The organism is Pseudomonas sp. ok266 (assembly GCF_900110195.1).
In the GTDB taxonomy this organism is placed as follows: Bacteria; Pseudomonadota; Gammaproteobacteria; order Pseudomonadales; family Pseudomonadaceae; genus Aquipseudomonas; species Aquipseudomonas neuropathica.
On the sequence record NZ_FOCU01000003.1, the window covers coordinates 460,017 to 472,523 of the forward strand.

Genomic DNA, 12,507 nt, shown 5'->3' on the forward strand with positions numbered 1-12,507 from the left:
TTAAGCCTGTTCCAACGAGGTTTCAACACGGGTGGCACCGGCCGGGATTTTCCCTGCCGCAACCAGACGCTTGTGCTGCTCGGCTTCGATACGCTCGATCGTTTCAACCGGAACCATATAGCCCTGGTCGTCACGTGCAGCGTGGATCACGAAGTAAACGACGGTGCCTACCAGGCTCGCGATCGCCAGCCACCAGATGTGCCAGATCATTGCGAAACCGAAGACGGTCAACAGTGCGCCCATCACCACGCCAGTGGCGGTGTTGTTCGGCATGTGGATCGGCTCGTACTTGGCCGGACGCTGGTACGCAGTACCGTTTTCCTTGGCTTCAGTGAACGGGTCGATGCAGTCAGCCTTAGGCAGCACAGCAAAGTTGTAGAACGGCGGTGGCGACGAGGTCGACCATTCCAGGGTGTGTGCATTCCACGGGTCACCGTGATCGCAAACGTTCTCTGGCTTGTTGCGGTCACGCACCGACACGTACAGCTGGATCAGCTGGCAGGCAATACCCACAGCGATCATCACCGCACCGAACATGGCAACGTACAGGTACGGTACCCACTCAGGGTTGGTGGTGGCGTTCAGACGACGGGTCATGCCCATGAAGCCCAGTGCATAGAGCGGCATGAACGCGACGAAGAAGCCCGAGATCCAGAACCAGAACGCTGCTTTACCCCAGCCTTCGTGCAGCTTGAAGCCGAACGCTTTCGGGAAGTAGAACGCGAAACCAGCGATGTAACCGAATACCGCACCGCCGATGATCACGTTGTGGAAGTGCGCGATCACGAACAGGCTGTTGTGCAGAACGAAGTCAGCACCCGGGATGGCCAGCAGTACGCCGGTCATGCCGCCGATGGCGAAAGTCACCATGAAGCCCAGGGTCCACAGAACCTGGCTGGTGAAGCGCAGACGGCCCTGGTAGATGGTGAACAGCCAGTTAAACAGTTTCACACCCGTCGGGATGGAAATCAGCATCGTCGCCAGACCGAAGAAGGCGTTGACGCTGGCACCCGAACCCATGGTGAAGAAGTGGTGCAGCCAAACCATGAAGCCCAGTACCGAGATCGCGCCCGAGGCGTAGATCATCGAGTGGTGGCCGAACAGTTTCTTGCCGGTGAACGCCGAGATCACTTCCGAGAAGATGCCGAATGCCGGCAGGATCAGGATGTAAACCTCAGGGTGGCCCCAGGCCCAGAACAGGTTGACGTACATCATTGGATTGCCACCAAGTTCATTGGTGAAAATGTGGAAATCCATGTAACGGTCAAGGGTCAGCAGTGCCAGGGTAGCGGTCAGGATCGGGAACGAAGCCACGATCAGAACGTTTGCCCAGGTGCAGGTCCAGGTGAAGATCGGCATGTCCATCAGTTTCATGCCAGGGGTACGCATTTTCAGTACGGTCGCGAGGAAGTTAACCCCCGTTAGCGTCGTACCTAACCCGGATAGCTGTAGCGCCCAGATGTAGTAGTCCATGCCCACGCCAGGGCTGTATTGCAGACCCGACAATGGTGGATAGGCAACCCAACCGGTCTTGGCGAATTCGCCGACGCCCAGGGACAGGTTGATCAGCACTACGCCGGATACCAGCAGCCAGAAGCTCAGGGAGTTCAGGAACGGGAACGCAACGTCACGCGCGCCGATCTGCAGCGGCACTGCAAGGTTCATCAGGCCGGTGAAGAATGGCATCGCCATGAAGATGATCATGATCACACCGTGAGCGGTGAAGATCTGGTCATAGTGTTCAGGTGGCAGGTAGCCAGGCGAACCCTCGGTGGCCATGGCCAACTGGGTACGCATCATGATGGCGTCGGCAAAACCGCGCAGCAGCATGACCATGGCGACGATGATGTACATCACGCCGATTTTCTTGTGGTCAACCGAAGTCAGCCACTCGGTCCACAAGTAGGTCCACTTCTTGAAGTAGGTGATTGCAGCGAACAGCGCCAGACCACCGAGGGCGATCATGGCGATGGTCACCATCACGATCGGCTCGTGGAATGGGACTGCTTCCCAACTTAATTTACCAAACATCGTTTACTCCTCTGCCCCGGCAGCTGAATGCGAACTCGAGTCAATTTCCGTGGCCGCCACTTCTTTCTCTTTCTTCTCGTGCTTCAGCGGCTTGCCCGGCTTCATACCTTCGTACTTGTCGACGATGATCTGGAACTGGTTCGGCGTGACCGAGGAGTAGAGCTCGACTGGGTTGTTCTGGCTCGGTTTGGCAAGGGCCGCGTATTCAGCTTGATCAAGCTGTTTAGGTGACTTCTTGACTTCACTTACCCAGGCGTCGAAATCTTCCTGAGTGGTGGAGATAGCCTTGAATTTCATACCGGTGAAACCCGCGCCGCTGTAGTTGGCGGAGATACCGTCCATTTCAGCGTTGCGGTCAGCGATCAGGTGCAGCTTGGTCTGCATGCCCGCCATCGCGTAGATCTGGCCGCCCAGACCCGGGATGAAGAACGAGTTCATCACAGCGTCAGAGGTGATCTTGAAGTTGATTGGCGTGTGCGCCGGGAACACGATCTTGTTGACCGTGGCGATGCCTTGTTCCGGGTAGATGAACAGCCACTTCCAGTCCAGCGCAACGACTTCGATGGTCACTGGCTTGACGTCGGATTGAATCGGACGATACGGGTCCAGTTCGTGGGTCGAAATGTAGGTGATGTAACCCAGGGCAATGATGATCAGGACCGGGATGGTCCAGACTGCCACTTCGATTTTGGTCGAGTGCGACCATTTCGGGGTGTAGACGGCGTTCTTGTTCGACGCGCGGTACTTCCAGGCGAACAGGAAGGTCATGACGATAACCGGCACAACGACCAACAGCATCAGCAGGGTCGCGGTGATGATCAGGTTTCGCTGTTCCAGGCCAACCTGGCCCGTTGGATTGAGCAAGGTCATGTTGCAGCCTCCCAGCAACAACGTGCCGAGCAGCGGCACTAGGCCTAGTAATCTGGGGTACCTGTTTTTACTCATCTCACGACCTCTAAAGCAGCTTGCGCAATGCAGTTGGGTTTTGATCGCCAACACTTCACCCTGCCAAGGGTTGGCATTTTCTTTGGATTGAATAAGGGCCGCCCGTCGCGCGTCAGACGCTCGACAAAACCTGGGACAGCGGTCAGTTCTTATTCGAATTCGTGGTCAAAGGCCTTGTTACAGACCAATTCCATTTGGTGCGGAAAGTTGGAAGGCACCGACACCTGGGTGTCTTGAAAGCCTTTCGACTCACTCGACACCCGACTTTCTGCGCAGCGCCTTAATAAAAAAGCGTTCCTTAATAAAGGCTGAACAGTGCCGGGAATTCAGTGCGGGCGATTGTAGATAGGTAGCGCCCTATACACCATGTCTTATCCCGAAATAATTTTTATCCGTTCGAGCAACAATGCATCGCCATTTTTGCAAAAGTTCCACATGTTATCGAAATAGATTCTCAACAAAAACACCAAAAAATGTAGGTGTACCCGCGTCAGTTCAGACAGCTCCGAAGGCTATTTCCGAACGCTGGAACAGCGCAAAGCCCGATAACCCAAGGCTTTTGGCCATATACCCGCGCTTGTTAAAACTGCCTGCTCTGGCACTCGCGTGCTAAAGCCGAAAAACCCCGAAACTGACCAATCCTTTTTTGTAACAACGGCCGATTCCGCGTCACTCAATGGCCCTGCGACATGGCGCGTGTGACAACATGTCGCACACTTGCCACACCCTTCCTTGCCACCCGTCACGGTGTTTTCACAAACACCGTGAAAAGCAAAACGCCCCGATTGGCTGATCCGCAAATCGAGGCGTTTTCTGTATCGGCCAGACAGCCGATTAGTTGACTCAGCGCAGTGCTTTTCGGTTACGCGAGGTCAGCAGCGGCACCAGGATCACCACCAGCACGAACGCCACCAGTGCCCATTGTGCCAACGACAAGCCAAGGATCGGCGGGTACGGCGTCGAGCAGAAACCGTCAACCTGGAAGCCCAGCGGGAAGATCTTCGCCAGCGGCAGATCATCGACAATCGGCTGCAGCACATCGATGCCGCAACTCACCGCCGGATAGAACTGGGTGTACACGTGATGCCCGGCCACACCGGCCCCGGCAATCGCACAAATCACCACCAGCACCTCGAACACGGTGATGCTGCGACGGGTGCGCATGGCCGCGCCGATGAACGCGAACAGCGCGATCAGCAGCAACGCATAGCGCTGCAAGATGCACAGCGGGCACGGCGCTTCGCCGAGCACGATCTGCATATATAGAGCGCCACCGATCAGCGCCAGGCAGATGATCCCCAACAGCACCAGAAAGCGCCGCTCACGGCCCAACCGAATCGTTTCCTCGCTCATCGCGTTTCCCTTTTATGTCCATGGTTCAACCGGCTCGCGGCTGAAGGTTGTCGCAAGTCTACACCGGGGGAATAAACGATAAAGCGGTTAAGCAACCATTAACCTTGGATCATGTTTCACAAATTCAGACCGCATAACGGCCTTCGCGAGCAAGCTCGCTCCCACTTTGAATTTGCGTCAAACACAAATCCTGTGGGAGCGAGCTTGCTCGCGAAGATGGCGCCTCGGTCTTAAATCATTCCAAAGCCGAAGCCGGCCCGAAGAACTCATAACGGCTTTGTTTCTCCGGCACACCCAGCGCTTTCAAATGCCGCTTGATCGCCCCCATGAAACCCTTCGGCCCAAGGAAGTAGGCGTCGACATCACGCTGAGCCGGCAACCACTCGCCCAGCAACTCCTGACTCAACATCCCGACCTTGTCCGCTGCCGGACTCACACCGTCATCCTCGGCGTAGCAATAAAAACGCTTGAGTTGCGGATGACGTTCAGCCAGTTCATCAATCCAGTCGCGGAACGCATGCACGCTGCCATTGCGCGCGCAGTGGATAAAGTGCACCGGACGCTCGGTTTCCAGCGCGGCTTCGAGCATCGCCAGAGTCGGCGTGATGCCAACGCCACCGCTGATCAGCACCAACGGTTTGTCGCTCGCAGCCAAGGTGAACTCACCCGATGGCGGGAACAACTGGATGCTCGCGCCGACCTGCAGTTGATCGTGCAAGTGATTGGAGGCACGACCACCCGGTTCGCGTTTGACGCTGATGCGGTACTGACCGTTGTTCGCCAGTGCCGACAGCGAGTAGTTGCGGCGGATTTCTTCGCCATCGAGGATCAGCTTCATGCCGATGTATTGACCCGGTTCGGCCGCGAGAATCGGGCCTTTGTCTGCCGGCTCAAAGTAGAACGAAATGATTTCCGCGCTCTCCTCGACCCTGGCCGCGACGATGAACTCACGCGCCCCGCGCCAGCCGCCGACGGCTTGTTCTTTCTGGTCATAGATCGCGGTTTCGGCGCCGATCAGAATGTCCGCCAGTTGACCGTACGCCGCGCCCCACGCGCTCATCACTTCTGGCGTGGCAATCTCTTCGCCGAGCACTTCGGAAATAGCGCGGAGCAGACAGGCACCGACAATCGGGTAATGCTCCGGAAGAATCTGCAAGGCAACGTGCTTGTTGATGATCTTCGCCACCAGATCACCCAACTGGTCGAGCTGATCGATGTGCCGCGCGTACATCAACACGCCGTTGGCCAAGGCGCGCGGCTGGTCACCGCTGGCCTGGTGGGCCTGGTTGAACAGCGGCCGGACCTCAGGGTATTCAGAGAGCATCATGCGGTAGAAGTGAGTGATCAGCGCTTCACCGCCGCTTTCCAGCAGAGGCACGGTGGATTTGACGATGGCACGATCCTGAACGCTAAGCATAAGGTTGACTCCTGAGCTTCTTTGAAAAGTTACCTTAGGGTTATCAGATTCCGTGCCAATTTATTTTTTCAAATAAATCAATAACTTAATAACTATGTAGTCATAACGACCCAAAGGCCTTTATAGTCATCCCGACTACATCTTGTCTCTTTGACTACAAGACCATGACCGCCAAATCCCTGCTCACCGCCCTGCTGCCCTTAGTTTCCGATTTGTCCCGCGAACTGCCCGAGGGCGAGCGTTATCGACGCCTGCTCGAAGCCATGCGCGCCCTGCTGCCCTGCGATGCCGCTGCATTGTTGCGCCTCGACGGCGAATCGCTGGTGCCGCTGGCCGTGGACGGTTTAAGTACGGACACCCTCGGTCGGCGCTTCAAAGTCAGCGAGCACCCGCGTTTCGAAATTCTCCTCAGCGGAGCCGGACCCACGCGCTTCGCCGCCGACAGCGACTTGCCCGATCCTTATGACGGTCTCGTCGACGGACTCGACGAGCATCTGGAGGTTCACGATTGCCTCGGCTGCCCTTTATTTGTCGATGAAAAACTCTGGGGCCTGATCACCCTCGACGCTCTCGACCCCGAGCGTTTCGAACCGATCGAACTCGACGCCCTGCAAGCCTTCGCCAGCCTCGCCTCGGCCACGGTCAACGCCGCCGAACGTATAGAACGTCTGGCCAATCGCGCAGAAGACGAGCACCAGCGCGCCGAGGTTTATCGTCAGGCCAGCGGCCAGCAGAACCGCGAAATGATCGGCCAGAGCAAGGCGCTGAAGAAACTGGTGGAGGAAATCAATCTGGTCGGCGGCAGCGATCTGACGGTGTTGATTACCGGGGAAACCGGCGTCGGCAAAGAACTGGTCGCCCAAGCGATTCACGCCGCCTCGCCCCGTGCCGAAAAACCAATCATCAGCCTCAACTGCGCCGCCCTGCCCGACACGCTGGTAGAAAGCGAACTGTTCGGCCACGTGCGCGGTGCCTTCACCGGCGCCACCAGCGATCGACGCGGCAAGTTCGAACTGGCCAATGGCGGCACGCTGTTTCTCGATGAGGTCGGCGAGTTATCGCTGACCGTGCAGGCGAAATTATTGCGCGTTTTGCAGAGCGGTCAGTTGCAGCGTTTGGGGTCGGACAAGGAGCATCAGGTCGATGTGCGTCTGATTGCAGCGACCAACCGCGACCTCGCCGAAGAAGTGCGCAGCGGTCGCTATCGTGCCGACTTCTACCATCGCCTCAGCGTCTACCCGTTGCGCGTGCCGGCGCTGCGTGATCGTGGCCGCGATGTGTTGTTGCTCAGTGGTTTCTTCCTCGAACAGAACCGCTCGCGCATGGGCCTCAACAGCCTGCGCCTGAACAGCGACGCCCAGGAAGCACTGCTCGCCTACACTTGGCCGGGCAACGTGCGAGAGCTGGAACACTTGATCGGCCGCAGTGCGTTGAAGGCGCTGGGCAACTGCAAGGTGCGGCCGAAGATTCTCAGTTTGAGCGCGGCGGATCTGGATTTACCGCGCGAGGTTGTGGATAACTCGGTTGAAGCGGTTGCCGGAGTTGTGGCTGAGATGCCGCTGATCAGCGGGGATCTGCGCAGTGCGACCGAGCAGTATCAGCGGCGCTTGATCAGTGCGGCGCTGGAACGTAATCAGGATAACTGGGCGAGTGCGGCGCGGGAGTTGGGGTTGGATCGGGCGAATCTTGGGCGTATGGCCAAGCGGTTGGGGATGAAGAGCTAAAAGCACACCCTCACCCTAGCCCTCTCCCGGAGGGAGAGGGGACCGACCCGGGGATGCTTAAGAAACACGCAGACCTGAATCTGCTTTACCGAATCCATAATCGACTCGGTCGTTCAGGTCGATATACAACGCCAGACACCTCGGTCGGCCCCCTCTACCTCTGGGAGAGGGCTGGGGTGAGGGGCAGTGATAGAGAGAACAGCGATCAACTCAAGCCGACCACCCGACAACTAACCTAAAGCCCACCCCTTTAACGCCGATAACCCGGCATCAATAGTTTTTGGCGATTTGCACCCTCGCCCACCACCTTTCCACAGAAGGTTCATATGTCCTCCACCAAAGCCCGCGCAGACTCACTTTCGCTTCTGCTGTTTACCTTGCGCAGCGGCAAGCTGATGGCGATCAACCTGCTGAAAGTCAGTGAAATCATCCCCTGCCCGCCGCTGACCAAGCTGCCGGAGTCGCACCCGCACGTGAAAGGCATCGCCACCCTGCGCGGTGCTTCGCTGTCGGTGATCGACCTCAGCCGCGCCATCGGCGAACGCCCGCTGGAAGACCCGAACGGCGGCTGCCTGATCGTCACCGACGTCAGCCGCTCCAAGCAGGGCCTGCATGTACAAGCGGTGAGCAAAATCGTCCACTGCCTGACCACCGACATCAAACCGCCGCCGTTCGGTTCCGGCGGCTCGCGTGCCTACATCACCGGCGTGACCTCGGTGGACGGCACGCTGGTGCAGGTGCTGGATATCGAAAAGGTTATCCACAGCATCGCCCCGGCGCAGATCGAAATGGCCCCGACCGACCTGACCATGGAAGATGCCGAGGTGCTCGGCAACGCACGCATCCTGGTGGTCGACGACAGCCAGGTGGCGCTGCAGCAATCGGTGCACACCCTGCGCAACCTCGGCCTGCAATGCCACACAGCACGCAGCGCCAAGGAAGCCATCGACTGCCTGCTCGACCTGCAAGGCACGGCGCAGCAGATCAACCTGATCGTCTCCGACATCGAAATGTCCGAGATGGACGGCTACGCCTTCACCCGTACCCTGCGCGAGACTCCGGACTTCGCCCATTTGTACGTGCTGCTGCACACCTCGCTCGACAGCGCGATGAACAGCGAAAAAGCGCGCCTGGCCGGGGCGAACGGTGTGCTGACCAAGTTCTCCTCTCCAGAACTGACCCACTGCCTGATCGAAGCGGCCAAACACGTCGCCGCCCACGGGCACTGAGTCTTGGCCCAGAGGTATTGTTTTTTGATGCGGCGCGATCTGGGCAAGGACGCGCCGGATGTGCCTTGGCCTCAAGGCATTGAACTGTGTACGTACTCCGTCGAACTGGCGGCGGACGTGCATGACTTGATGCAACTCGGCTACCGCGAAGGTGGCGGCCGAGTGCCGGCGCTGGACGTTTGGCAGCAGCAGTTCGAAACCGATCCTGAATACGATCCGAGCCTGTGTTTGATTGCCCGTGATGGCGAAGGCGTGGTCGGCGTGGCGCAATGCTGGACCAGCTCGTATATCAAAAATCTGGTGGTGCATCCGCGCATGCAGGGCCGAGGATTAGGCCGGGCGTTGCTGTTCAATGCATTCAAGGTGTTTCAGCAGCGCCGGGAAGGGTTTGTTGATCTGAAAGTGCTGGAGGACAACCAGCGGGCGCAGCGCTTGTATGAAAGTGCCGGGATGTATGTGGTCCGCCGCGAGCTGGTGCCGGACTGATCGACCGTCTTCGCGAGCAGGCTCGCTCCCACCCTGGAATGCTTTTCAAACGGTGGGAGCGAGCCTGCTCGCGAAGAGGCCAGCACAGGCAACTTCCCTTCTCAGACAGACTCAAACCTTGGCCACCCACGACCAAGGATTCCCCATGAAAGCCATCACCTTAAGCCTGCTCTGCCTCACCGCCCTCGCCTCCCAGGCGCACGCATCCAGCCCCGACGCCTGGGCCGCCTACGACAAAACCGTACTCGCCAGTTGCAGCAAAGCCAGCGGCTTGAAAAACGCCAAACCGGTCGGCACCCCCGCACAATTCGATGACCGCGTCGGCTACACCGCCGTGTTGCTGCAAGGCCAATACCCACAAAAACACATGAAAGGTCAGCAAGGCACCGAACTGTGTCTGTACAACAAACAGTCGAAAACCGCCTTCGTCAGCGAGTGGGATTCGATCCGCCCGCCCGTTAAAACCAAGTGAATGGCGCATAACTTGCTTCGATCCAGTTCTGTGCGGTGGTTTTCCGCCACCGTTTCACACCCTGATTGAAGACAGATCGCTCAATGAATACGACGTTTTCCTGCGTAGGCTGCGGCAAATGCTGCACCGATCACCATGTCCCGCTGACCCTGACCGAAGCCCGCATGTGGGCGGCGGATGGCGGTCAGGTGATCGTGCTGGTCGAGGCATTTCTCGGTAATGGCCTGGGTTTGCCGGCGCAGCAGCGGGAACATGCCGAACGGCGCTCAGCGCTCGTTCGCAGCGGCGCGGCAGACGCCCATGTGGCGATCACTTTCGCCGCGTACAACGTCGGCCCCTGTCGGAATCTTGACGAAGACAAGTTGTGCCGGATCTACGAGCGACGGCCGTTGGTGTGCCGCATTTATCCGGCAGAAATCAATCCGCATATCCCGCTCAACCCTGCCGCCAAGGATTGTCCGCCGGAGTCCTGGCAACAGGGGCCGGTGTTGATTGCCGGCGGTGAGTTGGTGGATCAGGAACTGGTGGAGTTGATTCAGCGCTCGCGCCAGGCCGATCGGGATGACATCGGCATCAAGGACGCGATCTGCGCGATGCTCGGGATTCGCACCACAGCGCTGAAGGGAGACGGGTTTACTGCGTACTTGCCGAATATGAGTGCTTTTGCTTCGGTGATTGATCAGGTCACCGCGCAACCGCTGACGACGACTCCGAGTGAGTGGGTGTTTCATGTGTCCGGGGATGATGTGGCCGGGCAAGTGCTGGCCGCCGGGGCACAGGTGGTGACTGAGCCGGCGCAGACGTATGCGTTTATCTCGCTGCGCGCGGCTTGATCCAGATTCTTAAGCGCCTATCCGGGCCTCTTCGCGAGCAAGCTCGCTCCCACAGAGATTGTGTCGTGCACGAATTGTATGAACGACCGAAAAACCCGTGGGAGCGAGCTTGCTCGCGAAGACGCCGGCCCGGACAATCTCAATCGCGGATCTGCCGCCGCACCCAGAACTCCCGCGCCAGCAACCTTAAATCACCGGCCACCCCCGCCACGTCCTCGGAGTTGCGCTGACTCTGCCGCCCCTCATCCAGCGCCACATCAACGTTGCGACCGGTCACCGGGAGATTGATCTTCATGGGATAGCGCGAATAAAACTCAGCGCTTGCCCATCGAACGACGGGTGCCCGGCGGCGCCATGCCCGGGGTCTTGGTGTGGCCGTTCTTGGCGCCGTTCTTGTACCACGGCTGGTTCGAGCCTTTGGCAGAAGCCAGCTCGCCCGGTTTGAACGGAAATTTGAACGCCGGGATATCGGCTTTGGTTTCGCTGGTATCGGCCAGTTCAGCCGAGACATCGCTCACAGCGTCGTCAACCGGCGGCAGGGTCGGGGAAGTCATAAAAGCTCCGGAAAGCAAAAAGTCGGGCCCGATCAGTGAGCCGCGAAGGCGCGCAGTATACCTGTGCGCCATGGCTCGGCACCTGAAGATTTGCAGCGCACGCCGAACGGTTTACAGGTAGGTGATGGTGACGATGCCTTTGTCGGCCGAGGTCTTCAGCGCTTCATAGCGCATGGAAATCGGCAGCGACTGATGGCTACAGGCGTTGCGCTCAGTGTCGACATCGACTTTCACGCCGGGCTTGATTTCAATCTGGCGAGACTCACGAGCAACAAACGCCCCGACCGGCCCGACCTGACAACCCGAATCAACGATTTGCCCGGTGAAGCGGATCTCACCGGATTGACTGGCCGGCGCGGCGAATGCTGTGAGTGGAAGCAAGAGAAGCACATACGGCAGAGCGGTTTTCAGCTGCATTTCAAGACACTCCCGGGGTGAGCGGCCCAGAGAACCCGGGCTATACCATGTTATCCGCGTGCTGGGACGGATCTTGAGAAGCATAGTTGGCAAATGGGTCCCGAATAGGGACTGATCGGTCCCTTTTTGGGACCGTTATACCGCCATCGCGAGCAGGCTCACTCCTACAATTGGAATACGTTTTAACTGTGGGAGCCAGCCTGCTGGCGATGAACGATGACGCGGTGTTCAACCCTGCGGATCAACCCGATCCAGCGCCCGGTTTACCGCCAGCTCGGCGAGCATGACGATCTGCTGGATCGCCAGCGCCGTACTGCGCTGCGGGCGACTGAGCTGATCGGCCAGATCACCGGCCATGACATTGGCTGAAGCCAGCGATTCGCAGGCGTGGGCAAGCAGACTTTCGGTATCGATGTTCGGGTGGATGAGGAACATCGTACTGGGCTGACGCGGTTTGACCGGTTCGGGGCAAAGGTAGAAATCGAGCGCGCGCTTGATGGCTTCGCGGGTTTTGATCTGGTCGTCGGCGCGGATGGCGTCTTCGAGTGGGGTTGTGGGATCGATGGGTGGATCTGGAACTGGCTTAGTCATTGGAAACCCTATTTTGCAAATGGGAGCCATCCCTTGCCGTTTCTCACGCGGCGAAGTGGGTGGCAGCTATGTGCGGGGTGAGAAACCGGAAAAATAGGAAACCGGCCAGACCGAAGTCTGCCCGCACATAGCCGCCATGAAGCATTTGCGAGCAGCGGACAAGCTGCCGGCAATTATGCGGACTGATGGACTGAATCACTAATTTTTCCGGGTTCTCACACCCGATCACCGAGTTTTCGGCGACAGCCAAAGACTAGAGAGCGCACGTCCGACGGACAACCTGAAAACATTGTGGGAAGGTTCTGGTTATTTGACACAAATTTAAACAGCCAAAAGCCAACCCTCACCCTAGCCCTCTCCCAGAGGGAGAGGGAACTGACCGTGGTGTTTGGCAGAGCTACGCCGACGTGAAATACCGAGTCGAACTCAGATTCTGAAACAGATCAAAAGCCCCT

The 12,507-nt window shown here is 58.3% G+C and carries 13 protein-coding genes; 5 read left to right on the forward strand and 8 right to left on the reverse strand.

The annotated features are described in order from the left end of the window. The 4 genes from cyoB to hmpA form a co-directional block, all read right to left on the reverse strand. A complete protein-coding gene (gene cyoB / locus BMY54_RS07770; protein WP_042560959.1) occupies positions 1-2,031 on the reverse strand; it encodes a cytochrome o ubiquinol oxidase subunit I in 2,031 nt (676 codons plus the stop codon). Between the two features lie 3 nt (positions 2,032-2,034). Next, a complete protein-coding gene (gene cyoA / locus BMY54_RS07775; protein ID WP_007916947.1) occupies positions 2,035-2,976 on the reverse strand; it encodes a ubiquinol oxidase subunit II in 942 nt (313 codons plus the stop codon). A gap of 843 nt (positions 2,977-3,819) precedes the next feature. Further along, positions 3,820-4,329 carry a disulfide bond formation protein B gene (locus tag BMY54_RS07785; RefSeq protein WP_025109264.1) on the reverse strand — a complete coding sequence of 170 codons (510 nt, stop codon included), beginning with the start codon at positions 4,327-4,329 and terminating at the stop codon, positions 3,820-3,822. A gap of 235 nt (positions 4,330-4,564) precedes the next feature. Further along, positions 4,565-5,746, reverse strand: a complete 1,182-nt coding sequence (hmpA, locus tag BMY54_RS07790; protein WP_093430671.1) for an NO-inducible flavohemoprotein — start codon at positions 5,744-5,746, stop codon at positions 4,565-4,567. A gap of 164 nt (positions 5,747-5,910) precedes the next feature. Between hmpA and norR the strand changes: the two genes are divergently transcribed. The 5 genes from norR to BMY54_RS07815 all read left to right on the forward strand — a co-directional run bounded on the left by norR (position 5,911) and on the right by BMY54_RS07815 (position 10,490). Beyond that, positions 5,911-7,470, forward strand: a complete 1,560-nt coding sequence (norR, locus tag BMY54_RS07795; protein ID WP_093430672.1) for a nitric oxide reductase transcriptional regulator NorR — start codon at positions 5,911-5,913, stop codon at positions 7,468-7,470. Positions 7,471-7,796: 326 nt separating this feature from the next. After that, positions 7,797-8,699, forward strand: coding sequence for a chemotaxis protein CheV (locus BMY54_RS07800; RefSeq protein WP_008084803.1), 903 nt, complete (start codon positions 7,797-7,799; stop codon positions 8,697-8,699). Positions 8,700-8,726: 27 nt separating this feature from the next. Then, a complete protein-coding gene (locus BMY54_RS07805; protein WP_093430673.1) occupies positions 8,727-9,185 on the forward strand; it encodes a GNAT family N-acetyltransferase in 459 nt (152 codons plus the stop codon). A gap of 145 nt (positions 9,186-9,330) precedes the next feature. After that, on the forward strand, positions 9,331-9,657 hold the full coding sequence (locus BMY54_RS07810; RefSeq protein WP_093430674.1) for a hypothetical protein: 327 nt from the start codon (positions 9,331-9,333) through the stop codon (positions 9,655-9,657). Between the two features lie 83 nt (positions 9,658-9,740). Continuing rightward, positions 9,741-10,490, forward strand: a complete 750-nt coding sequence (locus BMY54_RS07815; RefSeq protein WP_093430675.1) for a YkgJ family cysteine cluster protein — start codon at positions 9,741-9,743, stop codon at positions 10,488-10,490. A 139-nt stretch (positions 10,491-10,629) separates the two neighbouring features. Here the strand turns inward: BMY54_RS07815 and BMY54_RS30565 are convergent, their stop codons facing one another. From BMY54_RS30565 to BMY54_RS07830, 4 genes are all read right to left on the reverse strand, one after another. After that, positions 10,630-10,785 carry a hypothetical protein gene (locus BMY54_RS30565; protein WP_175559559.1) on the reverse strand — a complete coding sequence of 52 codons (156 nt, stop codon included), beginning with the start codon at positions 10,783-10,785 and terminating at the stop codon, positions 10,630-10,632. A 19-nt stretch (positions 10,786-10,804) separates the two neighbouring features. Next, positions 10,805-11,044, reverse strand: coding sequence for a hypothetical protein (locus BMY54_RS07820; protein WP_038362870.1), 240 nt, complete (start codon positions 11,042-11,044; stop codon positions 10,805-10,807). A gap of 111 nt (positions 11,045-11,155) precedes the next feature. Beyond that, on the reverse strand, positions 11,156-11,461 hold the full coding sequence (locus BMY54_RS07825) for a hypothetical protein (protein WP_093430676.1): 306 nt from the start codon (positions 11,459-11,461) through the stop codon (positions 11,156-11,158). A 228-nt stretch (positions 11,462-11,689) separates the two neighbouring features. Further along, positions 11,690-12,052, reverse strand: a complete 363-nt coding sequence (locus BMY54_RS07830) for a DUF6124 family protein (protein WP_093430677.1) — start codon at positions 12,050-12,052, stop codon at positions 11,690-11,692. Positions 12,053-12,507 lie beyond the last annotated feature (455 nt).